Raw genomic sequence first — 17,899 nt, 5'->3', positions numbered from 1 at the left:
GTCGGTAGATAGCGAGCAGGCCCCAACCGAGCGTGAATCGATAGACCACCATCGCGGAACGAATCGGGAGACAGTCTGTTTCTGACCCAAGTCGGTTGCCACTGGCTCGCCGAAGGAGGGCCGTCATCGACCACGACGATCGTAGCCCATCGCCGTTTTTCGAGCGTTGTTTCGAGACCGGTCTCTGAAAACGACAGCACTTCGTTCGCTCAGACGGCCGTTACTTCGCTCGAGTGCTTGCCCCAGTCAGTCTTATATCCTAAATTGTGGTCCTCCACTGGCAATTCTATTATCCGATCGCGTATCCCGTGCTTAAACGTTATCTCAAATAACGGGGACAGGTTCCGGAGAGATTACGGACCACTAACAGAGATAAATATACTTAGCTCGAATCATGGGAAGGTTGAAGGTCATCGCGTCTGATGAACGACGTATGGGTGACTCGGCGGATACCTCTAGAAAATCTGTTAAAACGTACGTGCCGGCCTACCAGAAAGCCGAGTGGCAATCTCACGCCGACGATCTCGAGATGAGCCAAAGCGAGTTCGTCCGGACGATGGTACAGGCCGGTCGAAAGGGGTTCGAACCCGATTCGACCGACGAGACGGACTCCGGTTCTCCGGCCCCAGACCCTGGGGGTAACGGCCTCGAAAGACAGGTCCTCGAATCACTCTCGTCTGACACGTACTCGTGGGACGAACTCCTCGAGTCGGTCTCCGACGATATCGAGTCGCGACTGGACGAGACGCTCGAGAAACTCCAGGCGAACAACCGGATTCGATACAGCGGTCGCCACGGCGGGTACACCACGGTCGACGGAGGCGGCGATGGCGACTGAGCCCGGGGCCACAGCGCCGGCGGATGTCGACGATCCGATCGCGTACTTCCTCGACGACCAGCGCTACCACGGCAAGAGCGAACGGACGCTCGAGGCCTACGAGCGCGTCCTCCGGCGGTTCGAGGCGTTCGTCGCCGAGCGCTTCGAGGTCGACGCCGTCGGGGCGGCCGAACGCCGGGAGTGTATGGCCTGGATTCACTCGCTGCGCGGCGAGTTCGAAGACAGTACGATCGCGTCCTACGCGTCGTATCTCAACCGATTCTACGATTACATGGCCCGCGTCGGCGTCTTCGACGAGAATCCGATGGCGCTGGTCATGGAGGAGATGTCCGAATCGATCGATACGAACCCGACCAGACGGGACATCTCGGTCGGCGAAATGCGGTCGTTCGTTGCCGATATCGCACATCCACTCGAGCGAGCCGTCGTGATCACCCTGCTCAAAACGGGGATGCGCGTCGGCGAACTCTGCAATCTCGATCTGTGCGACCTCTCCCTCGAGACGCCCGAGATCGACCTCGAGTGGTCTCCGCGGGTCGGACTCGAGCGCCGGCCCTCGTCGCTGTTCGTCTCGGCAGAGCCGGCCCGCGGGACGACCGTCAACGGCGAGGAGCGGACGGCCTCGAACAAGCGAAAGCGCGATACCGTCGTGCCGGTCGACGACGAACTTCGGCGCGCGCTCCTCGAGTGGCTGGCGATCCGCCCGGACGCGGTGTCGCCGGCGCGGCCCCTCTTCCTCGATACCGGCGAGTCGTGGGGCGAACGCCTCGAGCCGTCGGACGTGCGCTATATCGTCGAGAAACACGCTCGAGAGCGCGGCTGGTACCGGACCGGCGGCGGTACCCAAGAGAACGTGACGCCACACTACTTCCGTCACTTCTTCACCACGCATCTGCGGGATCGGACCGGCGATCGAGGGATCGTCCAGTACCTTCGCGGCGACGTCGCCGGCGACGTGATCGATACGTACACGCACAACTGGGGCGATCGGGTTCAGGAGACCTATCTCGACTGTATTTACTCCGTGACCGAGCGCTGATCGTGATGGCATCGACACGGTTGCGAACGATGCGTCGTCGGAGTGTATCGAGGTATCCGCGATGGTCGAAAGTAGTGTTTCTGGCCTTCTTGTGGCCGGATTCGTGGAAATTCCCGAATAGTTACTACATTCACACTCAATCTAGCAGTCTCTGTCTGGTCAAGTAAACTTCATAGCGCTATACTGATTCACTCCCGTGGCGGGGTTCGATCTCGTCGGGTCGATCCGAGAACGCGACGGGCGTGCTTCGGCGCTAGCGAGCGCCTGTGGCGTACCGGAGAGAGAGAGAGTTTCGGAACCGAATGGGGAATTATTTCAGTATTGCCGACACGACGACCAGTATGGCCTCACGACGAGTGGGCGTCCTGCTTGCCGGCCTGATCCTCCTCAGCGGCCTCACCGTCGCCGCCGGTGCGGTCATCGACGCGCCGCCGACGCTGACGGTCGAAAACGAGGACGACACGACGTACAGAGTGACTGCATACACCGTCGAGGACAGACAGACGGCACTGCTCACCAACTTCGCTATCACCACCGAAGACGGCGACCGACGGCTCGCGACGCTCTCCCAGTTGATCTGGCCCGAAGGATACCGGAACGTGACGGTGGCCGACGACGGCATCCCGTCCCAGCAGGTCACCGTCAAACCCGGCGACGAGGCGACCACGACGATCGACGGCTGGACGCCGGGCAACGTCACGGTCTACATCGTCGAGGATGTCGGCAACAACGAGACGCACGTGCACACCGATATCGAAACGTGTCCCGAGCGACAGCAAGAGCACCACCTGACGCTCGAGGAAGACGGGACTAGCGGCTCGTCGACCTGTGCCTCGAGCGTCGACTGGCTGCTTCCTTGATTATGGCCCGTCAGAACGGTCAGTCACTGTGCTGACCGGCTGCCCTCTTACTCTCCGCGCCATCGAGCAGCACGGCAAGCGAGACGGCGTGAACGGGGGCCACCACTGCGGTACTCAGGAAGCCGCCCGCAACCGGGACTTGTGCGAGCCCCCAGGACGCGAGCCCGAGCAGACCGATGAGCCAGAAGACGGGCCACCGCCGGCCTCGAGGCGCCAGAAAGCTCTTCCGGAGCGCCGTCGCGAACGACTCGCCAGCGGCCAGAAAACCGGGAAAGAGAAACAGGTGAATTCCGACGAGAGCGACGGTGATGATCGCCAACGCGCCGAGGACGAGGCTTCCGACCTCGAGCGACGGCGACCCGAACGAGCGAGAGAGGAGCGCGACTACCGAGAGGAGTCCGAGATAGCGAGCGGCCGACTCGAGCCGACGCTCGGCCCCGAACGCGCGCGTGATCGTCATCCACCCGGCGAGGCCGATCACCAGAACGACGAGCGACTCGAGGGCGACGGCGCCGAGGAGATACGGAAGGCGGAGGTCGACGAACGCACCGACGTGTCTGACCGTTCGGGGAGTTCCCTGCGGGAAGACCGACTGCTGGACGCTGACCGTCCGGGTAAACGAGTCCGGTGTCGCCACCGGCAGGGGATCCCACCGACGGAGCCGGTCGGCGAGCGCGACGAGCAACCCGGCGATCGTAAACGGGACGACGAGTCCCGGATCACGGCGGAGGCGGGCGCTCACTGTTCGTAACACCGCCCCGGTTTTCGTCTCGGACGGCGACGACGCCGGGGAATCCCTGACCGGTCCGTCGGTCGGCTCGGCCGTCATGTCGCTTCCCCCAGGGCGATGACCCGGTTGCGATTGGCGGCGTAGAGAACCTCGTCGCCGACGATCGGCGTCGAAAGCGGGACTTGCGACGGCCGGTACTCGAACCGTTGCTCGCCGGAGGCAGCATCGATTGCGACCAGCGAGAACCCCGACCGAACCGCGTACACGACCCCGTCGGCGACTACCGGCGACGCCGGGCCATCGAACGGCGTCGTCCACAGTTCCTCGCCGGTCTCGAGGTCGAACGCGTGCATCGACTCCCGTTGGTCGGGGAGGTAGACGGTCCCGTCGGCCACCGCGGGTACGCACTCGGTGATGTTTCCGCCGTGGGTCCGTTTCCACAGGCGTTCCCCGCTGGTCGCGTCGAGCAGCCGGACATCGTTGCGAGTCGGGACGACGACCCCCATCTCGGTCGCAACTGGGGCGAGGACCGTCTGTTCGCCGAGTTCACGCTGCCAGCGTTGCGCTCCCGTCTCGGCGTCGTAGGCAGTTACCTGCCAGGGCCAGTTCGTGACGAAGACGAGACCGTCCGTTACGGCGGGTCGGTTGAACGAGACGCTCACTTTGTCGTCTTGGTGGTGGGTGTTTCGCCATCGAACCCGGCCGTCGTCGGGATCGAGTGCGACGATCGAGTTCGTCCCGGGAACTGCGGTGTAAATCGTGCCGTCGGCAGCGACCGGAGTCGCCGGGTCTGCGGGACCGAAGAACCCAGGACCGGAGGACTGCGGTCCCGCCCATCGCTCGGCACCGATGGATCGATTCAGTACCGGGAGATCGATGCCACCACCGGAATTCACTCCGAAAATGCCGGACGGTGCGGTCACCGCGAGCGTGTCGGTGTCGTAGACCGACGTCCGAGCGCGGGCGAGGCCCGACTGATACGGCCCGGGAGAACCGAACTGCCGCGTTCCGGTCTCGCTGTCCAGTGCGAGGAGGCCGTTTCCCGCAGCGTAAATCGTCTCGCCGCGACGGATCGGCGGCGCCGTCCCGCGAAACCAGTCGGTCGCGTCGTGTTCCCAGGCGACCTCGACACCGTCTTTCGGCCCGGACGCCATGGGGTGATACCCGGTTCCAGCGGGGTCGTACCGCGCCATCGGCCACTCGTACTCGGATTCGGGATCGGATTCCGCACTGGCGGAGACGAACGCGGTACCGATCGAACCGGCGACCGCGAACCCGGCCGCTTCGAGGAATCGTCGTCTGGAGGGGACCATCACGCCGACCGTTCGGTGTCGCGTGTATAATTGGTGACGGTATCTGACCGAAACGACCGCGAGAACGTTCCGACCCTATCGGCCCCTCGCTCGGACAGCGATGACGAAACCCCCTGCCGGTACAGCACGAGTGGGCCGATCGACCCCCGTCGTTCGGAGCTATCGGCCGACCGCGAGTTCCGTCTCGAGGTCAGTCCCGTTCAACAGCGAGCGGACGAACTCGATCGTCTCGGTCGTTTCCGCGGTGTTCTCGAGCAACACGGTCTCGCTGGGGAACAACTGCTCGCCGAGCAGGAGGCCGTGGTCGCGAGCGGTCGAGCCGGTGACGGTCAGGTAGACGCCCAGACCGGCGTCGGCGATAGCCGCCTCCTCCTCGCGACCCTCCTCGGGATAGTGAAAGTCGATCCCGTCGAGCGTCCGCGTTCCGAGCACTGCCTGAACGAGTCGCTCGTATCGGGGCTCGATACACAGCGGGCCCTCGTAGGCCTCGAGGAAGTCCCGATCGATCGATTCCGCCGAGGGGACCGCCTCGGGCGTGGCCAACAGCGTGTGGTAGACGGTATCGCCGAGGCCGGTGACGACCTGCACGTCGGTGTCGGACGGGTCGATCCGAGCGTTCACGTCGGCGATCCGGCCGAGGGGCTCCGGCCGCAGTTCGACGACTTCCTCCAGGACGAGATCGGCGCTGTCGAAGCCCAGCGCGAACTCGTGGGTGCGAAGCGAGCGGAACGGTTCCTCGCGACCGACGAGTTGAACCGCGGCGTCGTCGGGCGCGTCCACGATTCCCTCGAGCGGGACCGTGACGCTATCGAAGACGATTCGCCGTGGCTTTCCGGCGCGATCGTCGCGGAGCAGCGTATACTCGGGCTCGGTCGGGTCGTCGACGGTGCTGTAGTCTGCGAGACGATGGTAGACATCCGCTTCGTCGGCGTCGAGCGTTCCTTTCGTGAGCGCCTTCTCGTGGCGCAGCGTCGACGTGATGTCATCTGCGAGGTCGGGAACGTCGAGGCGCTCCGCGAGTCGATCGAGCACCGACTCGAGCGGTCGCCCCTTCCGTGGCACGGCGATCGGTATCGTCTCGCCCATCGTTCGCTTCTCCACTGGCGACGGATAAACGAGTTGTGTTTCCGGACCAGTCGCCGTAGTGATCGAAAATCGGACCGCCGGTTCGGACGACAGCTGCTTACTCGGAGAACATCGAGCCGAGCTGGTCGCGCCACTCCTGAATTTCCGTCACGTCGTCGCGGACAGCTTCGAGGTCGTCCTCGACGGTCTCGAGGTCGTCCTCGACGTCCGCGAGGTCGTCCGCGACCGTCTCGACGTCCTCGTCGACGGCATCGATGTCGGCGGCGAGATCCGCGTTCCACTCGCTCAAGTCGGCGATGTCCCCTTCGTGGTCGTCGACCTGCGAGTCCGTCTCCTCGAGGCCGTCCTCGAGCTCCGAAACATCGTCCTCGAGGTCCCCGAGGTCAGCCTGAAGCTCTTCGATGAGCTGTGCGCCGGTCCCGTTCTCCTCGAGAAACGTCTCCAGGGAATCGGTGTACGCGGCGACCTCCTCGACACGGGACTGGAGGTGCTCGACTTTCGCGATGTCGGGGCCGGACGGCTCGAGATCGAGTTCGGCCCGGATGGCCTCGAGGTCCTCGTCGGCGACGGTTCCGTCGCGGATCTCGGTCGCGAGACGGGCCGCGATCGAGCCGCCGACCTCGGGACCGGCGTTCGGTGCTGCGTCGGCGGTCGGTTCGACGCCGGCCGCGTTCTCGTCCTCCGGTTCGGGCTCCGCACCAGTCTCGTCGGCTTCGTCGGTCGCATCGGGGGCGTCGGTCGCATCCTCTGCAGGGTCGGTCGACTCGAGGTCCTCTCCATCCGCTTCGGGTCCGTCCGAGTCCGCTTCGGGATCGACCGAGTCCATCTCGAGTTCGTCCGAGTCTGCTTCAGGTTCGTTCGGCTCCGCCTCTGACTCGTCGTCGGCCGGCGATTCGGGCGAGTCCTCCGGCGACGGTTCCGTCTCCGCCTCGAGTTCGTCCGGCTCAGCCTCGGACTCATCGTCGGTGTCGGTCTCGTCGCCGTCGGCGTCGGTCTCCGAGTCGTCGAGATCGAGGTCGGTATCCGAGTCGTCGTCGGCGTCGGCCTCCGAGTCGCCGAGATCGAGGTCGATCTCCGGGCCGGCGTCGTCCGTCTCCTCGGCTGTGGCCACCTCGTCGCCGATGTCGTCGTCCGACTCCTCCTCGCCGGCCGGTTCGTCGGTCGCGTCGGTGCCGAGATCGATTTCGACGCTCGGCTCGTCGGCGGCGCCGAGCGCGTTCTCGTCGGCCTCCGGCTCGGGAATCTCCTCTTCCTCGAAGCCGAGATCGATGTCCGGCGTATCGTCCTCCTCGTTTTCGTCTTCCACCGCCGCGTCCGCGACCGGATCGGGATCGATGTCGCTGAGGTTGAGGTCGAGCCCCCCGTCGTCTTCCGGCGTATCGTCGGCGTCGGTCGGGTCATCGTCCGTGTCGTCGCCGGCCGACTCCGCCGAGGCCGTCTCGTCCGTCGGCTCGTCGTCCTCGAGTCCGGGGACGGACTCGGAATCGCCGGCGATCATGTCCTTGACCGCGCGACTTCGGTCCTCGGAGACGATGCTACCGATGACCTCGTCGTCGACTTCATCGGCCTCCGAGTCCGATTCGCTGTCGTCGCCAGCGTCGCGTTCGACGAGCGTCGGCTCGGAGAGAAACTCCGTCGCTCTGCTCTCGTCGTCGAGCTGGATGCCGTAGACCGTCTCGAGTCGCTCGTCGGGCTCGAGCGTGGCGGTGAACTCGACGTGGTTGTCCTGAAACGCCGTCCAGTCGTCGCTGTGATAATCCGGGTGGAACCCGACCTTGTCCATCGGGAACGAAGCAGGAATATCTTCGGAGAGCTGAAACGTAATCGGGGAGTCGCGGTCCGATTCGATCTCGAACCGAATCGCAGGGACGGGGAACTCGTCCGCTGCGAACGATTTTCTGACGGTGAGTCCGTCAGTACTGACCTCGACCACGTCGTCCGTGTCGGCGGTGCTACTCATATGAGACCAACGTTACCATACCATTACTATAAATCGTGCGGACGGACACACGTCCCTCCGGCAGTAGCTACAGATCGACTCGGTCGCCGATTTCGACGATCTCGAGCCGCTTCGGATGCGCGAAGCTCCGCGCGTGGTGGTGTAACGTCGTCGGATCGGCGGTGAGCCCTTTCCACATGTCCCAGTGACTCGGAAGGAGCCGTTCGCACTCGAGCGCGGCCGCACACTCGATGATCTGGTTTTCGTCGTTGTACCATCGCGTTCGTTTCGGCTCGCGGGTCTGCTTGTCGGGAATCCGTCCGACGGTGCCGAACGCGAGCGCCGCGAGGTCGATCTCGTACTCGTCGCCGAGTCGCTCGAACTCGTCGGTCGGCTTCGTGTCGCCGCCGTGGAAGAACGTGCTGCCCTCGTGTTCGAACACGTAGCTCACCGGATGGGTCGCGTCTGGGTCGTTCGCCGGTTCGACGTGAACGGTGAACTCGCCAATCTCGAGGGTATCGCCCTCGGCGATCTCGCTGAGCTGGTCGTCGGTTACGTCCCACTCCTCGGTCCAGCTCTCCTCGTCGCGAGCGACTGCGACGCTGTCGTCCGGACCGTAGAACGTCGCGTCCGTCCCCTCGAGGATCGGGGCCTGGCTCGGTCCGTGAACGTGGTCGGTGTGTTCGTGCGTCGCGAGAACGGCGTCGGCCTCGTCGATGTCGGCGGGATCGAACGGGACGGGGATCATCCGGACCGTCCGGGGCGGATCGCCCAGTCCGAGATAGGGGTCGACGTAGATCGTCGTTCCCTCGCTCCCCTTGAGGACGAAGCCGTTACACCCGAGATACCAGATGGCTACGCCGTCCGGGTTCGCGTCTGCAACGTCGCGGACGAGCCAGTCGTTCCAGTCGCTGTGAATCATGTGCGTGGATGCGAGGACCGGCTGTGTAAGTGTTGTCGTCTCCACTGATGGCCCGAGGCGACGATATCGTGCTGGTGCGGCGACGAGCGGCAGTCAGGCCGAGAGAAAAGCGGACGGCAGACGGCGACGAGCGACCACGGGCTAGAGCGAAAACGGAACGTGAGCGTCGTCTCGCCGACCGTCGAGGCGCTCGAGTCGGGAACCGAGCAGCTGTCGCAACAGCACGACGAGCCCGTTCTGGGATCCCTTGCCCACGATCGCCGTTTCGGCGGGCCGATCGTCGCCCGACGACGGGCGTCCGATCGCACCGAGCATGACGGCCTCGCGATCGGCGAACACCAGTCGCCCCACGGAATCGCCGGCCGCTGGGAGGTCGAACCAGTCCCGCTGGGGCTCCCAGACGGTGACGCCTGGGACGCGCTCGCGGACGAGTTCACGGACGCGTGGATCGCTTGATCCGAGATAGACGTCGACGCCCCGGTCGACCGCGTCCTCGATCCGGCGGAAACAGGCCTCCTCGAGCAGCCCGGTCGTCGTAAATAGCAGGAACAGCTCGTTCTCGGTCCCCTCACAGAGTGATTGGCCGGTCGTGACGATCGTCTCGCGACCCTCGAGCGTGCGAACGGGCGCCTCGTCCTCGATCGATGCGGCCGTCTCCCCGTTGGTCACCGTCGATCCGTCGGCGGACCGGAGCCACTCCGCGCGAACGGCGGGGTGGCCCTCGTAGGCGGCTTGACCCGCCGACGCGTCGTAGCTGACGAGCGTGGCCTCGTGGAGCACCGGCAGGTGGACGTGGACGAGCGAGGTGTGTACCTCGTGGACACGATCGTCCGAGACCGCGCGTTCGGTCGTGCCGGCTTCGCGGGCGGCAACGTCACGGGCGAGCGTCTCCGTCGCGATCGGGTGATACTGATCGCCGAGCACCGAGAGGACCGTCCGCCGGCGCTCGTCGGCCAGCGCCTCGAAGAGGGCGTCCAGTTCGGCCGCGTCCTCGGTCCGATCGGCTGAGATGGCGTCCTCGAGGCGGGGTTCGTCGACCGCTCGGTGATCGGCCAACGCGATGGCCCCGTCGTCGGTTTGCTCGAGCAGCCCTACGTCGGTCAAGCGAGGGAGGTGATGGTGGTGGAGGTCGACGAGTGCCTGTTTCCGGTCGTTCTCGGTCACGGCGGCGAGCCGTTTATCATCGATTACGGCTGCGAGCTGGAACGCAAGGTCCTCTTTCTCGACGGCGCGGGGAGCTCGTTCGGAGACGAGACGGACGACGGTCCGGCGACGGCTATCGGCGAGGGCGCTGAAGCGCTCGTCGCGAGCATCGGCCGTGGGTCCGCTCGAAGCTGAGTTATTCATCGACTACCGGTCGGAGCGTAGCGGGCAAAAGAACTGCTCCAAACTGCTTTGGAATCAGTTGTTGGTTGCCGTTCTGGAGTGTGAAACACACGCCTTCATACTAATATCTAAACGAACGTAGTAGTGTATTATCCAAGGATGATCAAACATAGGTTTCGTCAGGATATTCATCGCGACTAGATAGTCGTCGAGTAGCGACTCGAGAGGAAGATACCGTCGGCAGGATCGGAACACGCCGTCAGCGGACTACCAGGTCCCGTGGAAGGTGTCGAACGAGAGACTGTCGAGTGGTTCGTCGCCGACGGCGATCCGGTACTCGCCGGGCGTGAGCATCGGCTTGTGGAACTGCGGGCCGTCGTCGGTCGTAATCCGCGGACAGCCGGTGTTGACGAACGCGTCCATGTCGAAGTTCCGCAGGCGGTCCGGCGTCACCTCGTCCATCGTGATGAGGTAGGCGTTATCGTTGTCGTTGAGGATCTTCTGGGCGGTCTCCCAGCGGCCCTGGCCGATCTTGGTACAGAAGATGACGCCCCACTTCTCTGCGTCCATCGCGCGGTGGATCGCGCCGTAACGCTGCTTCATGAACTTCTCCGTGTCCGCGACGGTGACGACGTTGTTGACCGGGTCCGCGATGACGACGTGTTTGTCGGGGTGTTCCATCGCTAGTCCGAGCGGGTGGAACTTCCCGCCGCCGACGTAGAGCACCTGGTCTGCGGGCACGTCCGCGCTCGCGTAGTTGCAGCCAAGCACCTGTCCCTCGTGGGTCAGCCGGTCGTCGCCGCGCCGGCTGTGAACCTCGTACCCCCGTTCCTCCAAGAACTCGCTCATCTCCTCGTAGCGGTTCATGTGCTGGGCCGTGGTGACGAGGCCGACGCCTTCGGTCTCCGCGGGCGGCTCCAAGGTCTCGAGGGCCTCCTCCATGATCGGCGTGACCTCGACGTTCGAGAACAACGGAACGTAGATCACTTTCTCCGTGTCCTTCATCGGCGAGTGGCCGAAGTGGACGAACACGTCGGTGCGCTTCATCAGATAGGTGTCGAGGTCACAGGCCCCATAGCAGGGCTGGCCCGACAGCATGAACGTTACGTCGTCGCCGGCCAACTCCCGTAAGTCGTCCGCGACGGACGGACCCCGTCGCTTCAACCCTTCGGGAAACTGCAGTCCGACCTTCGTCGCGTCCCGCTCCTCGATCGCCTCGACGATCTGCTCGAGTTCGTAGTCCCACTCGCGATCGTGCTTGAGACGCATCCCGGTGTTCCTGAGGTCGCCCTCGGAGTACTCCGGCTCCTGGCTCATTAGCCTCTGTTGCGGCCACGGACGTATAACGGCGGCGCTTCCCGACTCGGCTCAGGAGAATCGCTCGACCTGTTGCGTTCCGGGATCGGTGCCGGTGTGACAGGCCGTAAACGCCGCCCGGAAATCGTCGCCGTCGAACGCCGCAACCAGTTCGTCTAGCTCGTCGTACAGCTCCGCGAGCCGCTCCTGTACGGCTTCGTACTCTCCGTCCTCGTCGTACTCCCCGTCCCCGTTGTCGTTTGCACGCGCACGTGACTCGAGCTTGCCGCGTCTGGCCGCCAGCGTCGCGCACTCGGCTATCAACTCGTCGTATCGGGCCCGACGCGCCAGCCGATCGACCGTCTCGCGAAGGGTCGCCTCGTCGATGGGCTTGACGAGACAGTCGGTGGTGAGGTGGCAACTCTCGAACTCCCGGTCGCCGCTGCTGAGCACTGCCATCGAGTATGCCCCTGCCCGACGGTCGATTTCGACCGCGACGATGGACCCCGACGCCGTTCGGAGGTCGTGACCGACCAGGACCACGTCGGCATCCTCGAGAGCTGTGAGGGCCTCGTCGCCGTCCGTCGTCGTCTCCACTCGGTAGTCATCGACGAGCAGGGATCGAAGCCCGGTCGTTACGTCGGAGTCGGAGTCCGCAACGAGGACGACGGTCGAGTCACCAGCCATAATTCGTGATGGTGGTACCACTCTATTCGACTGATATCAAACTATGGATACGTTCAGGACCGCTTACACATGTCTGCGAGCCGGCCCGCCTCTCGGGCAGTTCCCGTGCCAAGCCACCGCAAAGGCGCGCCGGTGGTCGGAAAGCCGAGCGCTCGTTCGGCAGACCGCGACCACAACGGCGAACGGGACTGTTCCGTTCTCGTCCCAACAGTCATAGTACTGGAGCGTAAACGGGGGGTTAATGGCAGCGGAACAGGCCGCAGACGGCTATCTCTTCGACCTCTATCGTCGATACATCGGTGAACCGGAGGACCGAACCGACGTCTACGTTGGGTTCGGGCTGTTCCTCGGCGGAATCGGGCTGGCGATCGTCGGACTCCTGCTGTTCCTGTGGGGTAACACGTTCGAGGCCCGCACCGCGGGCTACTTCGCGTGGGTGGGGCCCGCGTACGCGCTCGCGATGACTGCACTCCCAGTCACGATGCTCGGGATCGTCACGCTCCTGCCGTCGGAACGGCGGATGCTGTACGCCTCGATCGGCGGCGTCGCGATCACCCTGGCTGCAGTAGCCGGTTTCCTCGCCGCCTACCCGCACCACTGGAACGGCTACGGGAACGATTACACCGTCGAGATCATTGCGACCTACGCCGTCGGCCTCGCGGGCATCACCGCCTCAACCGGCGCGGCGCTGATCGCACACTATCTCGACATGGCCCAGCAGGCCGACGCGGTCGCGACCGGGGACGAGACCGAGGCCGAACCCGAACTCACCGATGCGGACGTCCGGCAAGATATCGACGAGGCGATGGAGGGCGTCGAACTCTCCTGGGGCGGCGTCGAGAAGACCGAACACAAGCGACTGAGTTTCTCCGAGAACGACTTCGACGACGTCGACGTCGATACCGACGCTGGGACGACGACGACCCGATCGACGGGCGTCGACGCGCAGGTCGCCGGCCTCAAAGGGCTCAAAGGCGGCGAGACGAAACAGACCACCTCGAGTTCGACCGTCGACGACCAGACGGCCAAACTCAAAGAACTCCGCGAACAGCGACGCGCGGAGGAACTGGCGACGGCCGACGACGAGGGCGTGGCCGCGACGGTGACGAAACCGCTCTCGAGCCTGCTCGAGCGAGTTCGAAACGCGTTCGGGCGGAATTAAGAACCAATTAGCGGCCGAAACTCGCTGTTGCTTTCTTCAGAGTGAGAGAGTAATCAACGCACATAGATTTATAATCCGTCGGTGGCCTTGCCCACACATGGCCAAAGGCCTAGACGTTGGAACGATGAACATCCTGTCAGCACAGCAGGATGGGAACGACACGGTTTTCGTGCAACAGCGTAACTCCTTCGTAGAGATCGAGTACTCGGACATGGCCGAGCAGATGCTCTCGCGAAGCGAAGTCCTCCACATCCGCAAAGACGACAAGGTCTACGTCGTCGGCGACGACGCGTTGAATTTCGCGAACATCTTCAATAAGGAGACGCGTCGGCCGATGAAACACGGGATTCTCTCGAACGACGAGCAGAGCGCGATCCCGATGATGAAGCTCATCATCGAGCAGGTCGTCGGTGAGCCCGCGTATCCCGACGAGAAGCTGTACTTCTCGTCCCCCGCAGACCCGATCGACTCGGACCTCTCGACGCTGTACCACCAGAAGACGATCGAATCCTTCCTCGACGACATGGGGTACGACTCCGAACCGATCAACGAGGGGATGTCCGTCATCTACAGCGAACTCGCGGACAACAACTTCACCGGTCTCGGTATCTCGTTCGGTGCCGGGATGACGAACGTCTGTCTGTCGTACTACGCGGTGCCGGTCATGAAGTTCTCCGTCGCCCGCGGTGGCGACTGGGTCGACGAGCAGGCCGCCCGCGCGACCGGGACGCCCGTCGACAAAGTCACCTCCATCAAGGAAGACGACTTCGAACTCGACTTCACGACCGACGTCGGCGGCGTCGAAGGCGCGCTCTCGATCTACTACGAGAACCTGCTCGACTACGTCATCGAGAACATCGTCAAAGAGGTCGACGACGAAGACGTCGAAGAAGGGCTGGACGTGCCCGTCGTCGTCACCGGCGGCACCTCGAGCCCGAGCGGTTTCGAGGAACTGTTCCGCGACCATCTGGAAGAAGCGAACATTCCGTTCTCGATCAGCGGCGTGACGCACGCGAACGAACCGCTGTACAGCGTCGCGCGCGGTGGCCTCGTCGCCGCCCGCTCCGACGAGGACATCGACCACGAGGAAGACGACGAAGCGGAAGCGGCGGCGGCAAACGAGTAACGCCGACGGCTCGGCTTCGATTTTTTCGACCGCTCGATCTCGTCGCCTAGGCGACGTTGGTGCCTCAGCGTTCGGCCGACTGCTCGTAAAACCGGTTGAACGCGTCCCGCCAGGACTCGACGTCCTCCTCGTTGGGCAGGTGTTCGACGGGGATGTCGGCGAACCCACAGCGCGAACACGAGACCGTCGACACGTCGGCGAGCGCGAGTTCCTCGAGTTCCCCACCACACCGCGGACACTCGTCCATACCTGTAACTTCGCCGGGGTATCCTTAACTCTATTCGAACCTGTCGACGAGGTATTACGTTCTTTCTCTCTGAGACCCGATGTGCGACGACGAACACGTTCGAACGACGCTACGTCCGTCCGCCGGGACGGCCCCACTTCGAACCCGACACATTACCACTACGCATCTAACAACCTTTTTGCATGCAGCAAGTGTATGACGCGGCAATGAACACGACGGTCTTACCGAACGCCGCGATCGATCGCTGTCGGCCGGTCGACGCGACCCCCGCCGCACTCGAGCCGACCGCTCCAGACTCTCTGCGCGCCGTCTCCGTCCTCGGCGTCGAAACCGCGACCGTTACCGTCGATGGCTGAGCGATGGCAGGTCCCTCACGGCGCACGCTCGCGCGCCGACTCGAGTCGCTCGAAGACTTCTCGGAGCCGTCAGCGGCGCTCGAGCAGTATTTGACGCCGCCGGAGCTGGCCGCCCACCTCTGTCACCTGGCGCGGCTACAGGGCGACCTCAAGGGGCAGGTCGTCGACCTCGGAACGGGAACGGGGATGCTCGCGATCGGGGCGTCGCTGTCCGGCGCCGACCGCGTGGTGGGTATCGATATCGATGCCGGAGCGCTCGCGGTCGCCCGGCGGAACGAACGGACGGCAGCCGCGGACGCCCGTGAGCACGGCGTCGACTGGCTCCGGGGCGACGTGACCCGCCATCCGTTCTCGGTCACCGACGCGACCGTGCTCTCGAATCCCCCTTTCGGCGCACAGCGCGGGAACCGCCACGCGGATCGTCGATTCCTCGAGACGGCGAGCGAAATCGGCGCCGTCTCCTATACGATTCACAACGAGGGGAGCCGGGAGTTCGTCGAGTCGTTCGCCGCCGACGAAGGGGGCGAGGTGACCCACGCGTTTCGGGCGGAGTTTCCGCTTCCGAACCAGTTCGAGTTCCACACCGCGACAGAGGAGACGCTCGCGGCCGAAGTGTTCCGGATCGAGTGGCCGAGAAGCGGTCGAACCAGTGACAGCGCCTCTCAGTAGCCGCCGTAGGTCTCCTTGCTCGCGATCGCAACGCGGGTCCCGTCGGCGGCCGCGTAGACGGTTTCGTTTCGGCGTTCGAAGACGAGGCCGCCAGCCGTGGTCGTCGCGTTTTGGGCCGGGACGAGGGTAGTCACGGCGGTCTCGGTTTCGCTCGAGGTTACCGCGAGGCGGTACTCCCCGCCGTCGGGGCGGATCGTCACGTTTCGGCCGGCGATCCGGGCGGCGGCCCGCGACGCGTTGGACTCGTACGCGAGCCGGCGATCCGTCCCGTCTTGCCAGAGCCAGACCTGGTAGACAGTCTCGTTGCCGACTGGCTTCCAGCCGGTCCGTTCGACGTGGACGGCCTCGCGCCAGCCGGGACCGCCGACGTAGACCGTCTCCTCGCCCGTGAACGCGAGCCGCCGGGCGCTGACCGCCTCGAGCCAGATCTCGCGGTCGTCGCTGGCGACGATCACCCCGCTCGACTCGAGGCCGGCGTCGCTCTCGATGGCCTCGATGCCGATGCCGGTAACGAGCCGGTTCTGGACGCCCTCGACGTACTCGACGGTGTAGTCGTCGATCTCGACGGCGGCCTCGGTCGACGCGGTGGCGTCCTCGACGACGAGGAAGTTGAAGGGGATGGCCATGCCGGCGAGCAGCGCCAGGATGCCGACGACCGCCAGGAACGCAGTTCCTCGCCGCGTCAGGGTCGACGACGGTCCTGATTCGCGAGCGAGTCGCTGTGTCCCGTCGGCCAATTCGAGAACGCGCTCGAGTCGGGCTGTGCCGGCACCGCTTCGGTCGCCGGCGCTGCCCGCCAACGCGAGCGTCCGATCGATCGCCGGCCGGTCCGACTCGTTCGTCTCCGTGGACTCGCGATCCACACCGGGCACCAGCCCCTCGAGTCGCGCCGGGAGAAGCGGCTTCTCCGAGGCGGTCATCGAGAGCGTGACCACGAGCGCGAGCACCGAGACGACGGCGACGCCCGGCCCCTGAAACAGGATAAACGAGTCGTCGGGCCCGTACCAGTAGATCGCCCACAGTCCCTTCGAGAACCCAAAGAGAAGGATTGCCAACCAGAGCCGGAGTGGGTTCGGTCGGGACCCCCGGCGCTCGAGGAGCACAACGCCGAGGACGAACCCGAGGAAGAGCCCGATGGCGTGGCCCTGAATCGCGATCCCGGCCCAGGACGGAGCCGACGGGGGACTCGGTTGAGCGGTGTACGTCCGGATCGGCTCCTGCAGCGCATAGTAGAGGCGTACGACGACGCTCTGGACGCCGATCGTAGCGACGGTCGTCACGATCGGATATTGGACGAGGGCGAAGCCGGCCAACGCGAAGACGACGCCGGAGAAGCCGATCACGGGGCCGAGCGCGAACGCGCTCGTTGCCAGACCGACGCCGATGACGGCCAGCGGAAAGAGCACGAACGCACGGACCCGCGGATCGGTTCGCCACGACTCGGCCCGCTCTGGGTCGTGACCGTCGGCGTAGTGCCCCCAGGCGAACTCGGCGATCGGGGCGACGACGAGCGTCCCGGAGAGGTTACCGATGAGGTGGCCGGGGCCGGCGTGTGAAAACGCCGCCGTGAGGATCCCGAGCGGATAGAAGTACGACCACGAGCGAAACGGGATCGTCACGGGATCGTCGAAGTTCGCGATCCCGCCCTGGACGAACAGATAGACACAGAGGACGAACGCGATCACGACGAGCGAGCCCCACGGAACGCCGTAGACGAACCGCGCCCGGAGGACCTCGAGCCAGGGCTGACGTGGCCGATGGACCCGCCTGACGACCGCGATCGATCCGACCAACGCCGCGGCGACGACGACCGTCAGCAAGACCGCGAGCACGCGCATGCCCGGTGGTTCGAACGGGGCCGTATAGTGGTTTGCCTTCACCGAAGGCGCTCGAGCCGCGAACCGTGACGTGGGCGGACACGACTCACAGGCCGGCGAGCGGCGGCTTCGAAAGGTACAAGCGGCCGACGAACGGAGACGACGGTATGGAACTGCGGGTCACCGAGAGCACCGAGACCGAACTCTCCATCGAGATCGCCGGCGAGGACCACACGTTCATGAACGTGCTCAAGGGCGCGCTGCTCGAGCACGACGATGTCAGCGCGGCCACCTACGACGTTAACCCCGAACAGTCGGGCGGCCAGACCGAGCCCATCCTGACGATCAAGACCGAGGGCGCGGATCCCCTCGAAGCGCTCGAGGAGGCCGCCGTCGATGTCCGCGAGAAGGCGAACGCGTTCCAGGACGCGTTCGAAGCGGCCGCGTAGCTGCGTCCGACCCACGGAGCGATCGTCTCCTCTATCT

General features: G+C 64.7%; 18 protein-coding genes. 8 read left to right on the top strand and 10 right to left on the bottom strand.

The window, feature by feature from the left end:
- Positions 1–433 precede the first annotated feature (433 nt).
- From NKH51_RS04220 to NKH51_RS04210, 3 genes are all read left to right on the top strand, one after another.
- Positions 434–838: a DUF5805 domain-containing protein gene (locus tag NKH51_RS04220; RefSeq protein ID WP_254764003.1), complete on the top strand. Its 405-nt coding sequence runs from the start codon at positions 434–436 to the stop codon at positions 836–838.
- Positions 828–1,877, top strand: a complete 1,050-nt coding sequence (locus NKH51_RS04215; protein WP_254764002.1) for a tyrosine-type recombinase/integrase — start codon at positions 828–830, stop codon at positions 1,875–1,877. Before NKH51_RS04220 ends, NKH51_RS04215 begins: the two co-directional genes overlap by 11 nt.
- A 341-nt stretch (positions 1,878–2,218) precedes the next feature.
- Positions 2,219–2,737 (top strand): hypothetical protein, encoded by a 519-nt coding sequence (locus tag NKH51_RS04210; RefSeq protein ID WP_254764001.1) that lies wholly within the window; start codon positions 2,219–2,221, stop codon positions 2,735–2,737.
- A gap of 19 nt (positions 2,738–2,756) precedes the next feature.
- On the opposite strand, the gene NKH51_RS04205 is transcribed toward NKH51_RS04210, so the two are convergent.
- The 8 genes from NKH51_RS04205 to NKH51_RS04170 form a co-directional block, all read right to left on the bottom strand.
- Positions 2,757–3,479, bottom strand: a complete 723-nt coding sequence (locus NKH51_RS04205) for a hypothetical protein (RefSeq protein WP_254764000.1) — start codon at positions 3,477–3,479, stop codon at positions 2,757–2,759.
- Between the two features lie 83 nt (positions 3,480–3,562).
- Positions 3,563–4,780, bottom strand: a complete 1,218-nt coding sequence (locus tag NKH51_RS04200; protein ID WP_254763999.1) for a PQQ-binding-like beta-propeller repeat protein — start codon at positions 4,778–4,780, stop codon at positions 3,563–3,565.
- A 159-nt stretch (positions 4,781–4,939) separates the two neighbouring features.
- Positions 4,940–5,866, bottom strand: a complete 927-nt coding sequence (locus tag NKH51_RS04195; RefSeq protein ID WP_254763998.1) for a phosphoribosyltransferase HisG-related protein — start codon at positions 5,864–5,866, stop codon at positions 4,940–4,942.
- Positions 5,867–5,963: 97 nt separating this feature from the next.
- The gene (locus tag NKH51_RS04190; RefSeq protein ID WP_254763997.1) at positions 5,964–7,826 is read right to left on the bottom strand and encodes a midas domain-containing protein; all 1,863 of its coding nucleotides are present in this window, start codon (positions 7,824–7,826) and stop codon (positions 5,964–5,966) included.
- 67 nt (positions 7,827–7,893) lie between these two features.
- Positions 7,894–8,727 carry an MBL fold metallo-hydrolase gene (locus NKH51_RS04185; RefSeq protein ID WP_254763996.1) on the bottom strand — a complete coding sequence of 278 codons (834 nt, stop codon included), beginning with the start codon at positions 8,725–8,727 and terminating at the stop codon, positions 7,894–7,896.
- Between the two features lie 141 nt (positions 8,728–8,868).
- A complete protein-coding gene (locus tag NKH51_RS04180; protein WP_254763995.1) occupies positions 8,869–10,074 on the bottom strand; it encodes a DUF7344 domain-containing protein in 1,206 nt (401 codons plus the stop codon).
- A gap of 246 nt (positions 10,075–10,320) precedes the next feature.
- Positions 10,321–11,370 carry a diphthamide biosynthesis enzyme Dph2 gene (gene dph2, locus NKH51_RS04175; protein WP_254763994.1) on the bottom strand — a complete coding sequence of 350 codons (1,050 nt, stop codon included), beginning with the start codon at positions 11,368–11,370 and terminating at the stop codon, positions 10,321–10,323.
- Between the two features lie 51 nt (positions 11,371–11,421).
- Positions 11,422–12,036 carry a HalX domain-containing protein gene (locus tag NKH51_RS04170; RefSeq protein WP_254763993.1) on the bottom strand — a complete coding sequence of 205 codons (615 nt, stop codon included), beginning with the start codon at positions 12,034–12,036 and terminating at the stop codon, positions 11,422–11,424.
- A gap of 241 nt (positions 12,037–12,277) precedes the next feature.
- Here NKH51_RS04170 and NKH51_RS04165 point away from each other — a divergent pair, with 241 nt between their 5' ends.
- Entirely contained in the window at positions 12,278–13,198 is a 921-nt protein-coding gene (locus tag NKH51_RS04165) for a cell division protein CdpA domain-containing protein (RefSeq protein ID WP_254763992.1), read from the top strand.
- 97 nt (positions 13,199–13,295) lie between these two features.
- The gene (locus NKH51_RS04160) at positions 13,296–14,324 is read left to right on the top strand and encodes a cell division protein FtsA (protein WP_254763991.1); all 1,029 of its coding nucleotides are present in this window, start codon (positions 13,296–13,298) and stop codon (positions 14,322–14,324) included.
- 64 nt (positions 14,325–14,388) lie between these two features.
- Here NKH51_RS04160 and NKH51_RS04155 read toward each other — a convergent pair whose 3' ends face one another.
- Entirely contained in the window at positions 14,389–14,571 is a 183-nt protein-coding gene (locus tag NKH51_RS04155; protein WP_254763990.1) for a zf-TFIIB domain-containing protein, read from the bottom strand.
- A 206-nt stretch (positions 14,572–14,777) separates the two neighbouring features.
- Between NKH51_RS04155 and NKH51_RS04150 the strand changes: the two genes are divergently transcribed.
- Positions 14,778–14,927, top strand: coding sequence for a hypothetical protein (locus NKH51_RS04150; protein WP_254763989.1), 150 nt, complete (start codon positions 14,778–14,780; stop codon positions 14,925–14,927).
- A gap of 3 nt (positions 14,928–14,930) precedes the next feature.
- Positions 14,931–15,596, top strand: coding sequence for an METTL5 family protein (locus tag NKH51_RS04145; RefSeq protein WP_254763988.1), 666 nt, complete (start codon positions 14,931–14,933; stop codon positions 15,594–15,596).
- On the opposite strand, the gene NKH51_RS04140 is transcribed toward NKH51_RS04145, so the two are convergent.
- Complete coding sequence (locus NKH51_RS04140; protein WP_254763987.1) at positions 15,590–17,434, bottom strand: rhomboid family intramembrane serine protease; 1,845 nt, start codon at positions 17,432–17,434, stop codon at positions 15,590–15,592. The genes NKH51_RS04145 and NKH51_RS04140 overlap by 7 nt on opposite strands.
- Positions 17,435–17,580: 146 nt before the next feature.
- On the opposite strand from NKH51_RS04140, the gene NKH51_RS04135 reads away from it, so the two are divergent.
- Positions 17,581–17,862 carry a DNA-directed RNA polymerase subunit L gene (locus NKH51_RS04135; RefSeq protein WP_254763986.1) on the top strand — a complete coding sequence of 94 codons (282 nt, stop codon included), beginning with the start codon at positions 17,581–17,583 and terminating at the stop codon, positions 17,860–17,862.
- The last annotated feature ends 37 nt before the right edge of the window (positions 17,863–17,899 follow it).

Origin of the sequence: Natrinema marinum (genome assembly GCF_024296685.1) — an archaeon.
In the GTDB taxonomy this organism is placed as follows: domain Archaea; phylum Halobacteriota; class Halobacteria; order Halobacteriales; family Natrialbaceae; genus Natrinema; species Natrinema marinum.
The sequence above is the reverse complement of the archived record's forward strand: the minus strand, read 5'-3'. Positions and strand labels throughout refer to the sequence as shown.

What these genes read in the sequence shown, in the direction of transcription:
- NKH51_RS04195 (WP_254763998.1), bottom strand. Translation starts at nt 5,866, where the DNA reads ATGGGCGAGACGATACCGATCGCCGTGCCACGGAAGGGGCGACCGCTC.
- NKH51_RS04185 (WP_254763996.1), bottom strand. Translation starts at nt 8,727, where the DNA reads ATGATTCACAGCGACTGGAACGACTGGCTCGTCCGCGACGTTGCAGAC.
- NKH51_RS04190 (WP_254763997.1), bottom strand. Translation starts at nt 7,826, where the DNA reads ATGAGTAGCACCGCCGACACGGACGACGTGGTCGAGGTCAGTACTGAC.
- NKH51_RS04160 (WP_254763991.1), top strand. Translation starts at nt 13,296, where the DNA reads ATGGCCAAAGGCCTAGACGTTGGAACGATGAACATCCTGTCAGCACAG.
- NKH51_RS04220 (WP_254764003.1), top strand. Translation starts at nt 434, where the DNA reads ATGGGTGACTCGGCGGATACCTCTAGAAAATCTGTTAAAACGTACGTG.
- NKH51_RS04170 (WP_254763993.1), bottom strand. Translation starts at nt 12,036, where the DNA reads ATGGCTGGTGACTCGACCGTCGTCCTCGTTGCGGACTCCGACTCCGAC.
- NKH51_RS04135 (WP_254763986.1), top strand. Translation starts at nt 17,581, where the DNA reads ATGGAACTGCGGGTCACCGAGAGCACCGAGACCGAACTCTCCATCGAG.
- NKH51_RS04165 (WP_254763992.1), top strand. Translation starts at nt 12,278, where the DNA reads ATGGCAGCGGAACAGGCCGCAGACGGCTATCTCTTCGACCTCTATCGT.
- NKH51_RS04150 (WP_254763989.1), top strand. Translation starts at nt 14,778, where the DNA reads ATGAACACGACGGTCTTACCGAACGCCGCGATCGATCGCTGTCGGCCG.
- NKH51_RS04180 (WP_254763995.1), bottom strand. Translation starts at nt 10,074, where the DNA reads ATGAATAACTCAGCTTCGAGCGGACCCACGGCCGATGCTCGCGACGAG.
- NKH51_RS04200 (WP_254763999.1), bottom strand. Translation starts at nt 4,780, where the DNA reads ATGGTCCCCTCCAGACGACGATTCCTCGAAGCGGCCGGGTTCGCGGTC.
- NKH51_RS04215 (WP_254764002.1), top strand. Translation starts at nt 828, where the DNA reads ATGGCGACTGAGCCCGGGGCCACAGCGCCGGCGGATGTCGACGATCCG.
- NKH51_RS04145 (WP_254763988.1), top strand. Translation starts at nt 14,931, where the DNA reads ATGGCAGGTCCCTCACGGCGCACGCTCGCGCGCCGACTCGAGTCGCTC.
- dph2 (WP_254763994.1), bottom strand. Translation starts at nt 11,370, where the DNA reads ATGAGCCAGGAGCCGGAGTACTCCGAGGGCGACCTCAGGAACACCGGG.
- NKH51_RS04155 (WP_254763990.1), bottom strand. Translation starts at nt 14,571, where the DNA reads ATGGACGAGTGTCCGCGGTGTGGTGGGGAACTCGAGGAACTCGCGCTC.
- NKH51_RS04210 (WP_254764001.1), top strand. Translation starts at nt 2,219, where the DNA reads ATGGCCTCACGACGAGTGGGCGTCCTGCTTGCCGGCCTGATCCTCCTC.
- NKH51_RS04140 (WP_254763987.1), bottom strand. Translation starts at nt 17,434, where the DNA reads ATGCGCGTGCTCGCGGTCTTGCTGACGGTCGTCGTCGCCGCGGCGTTG.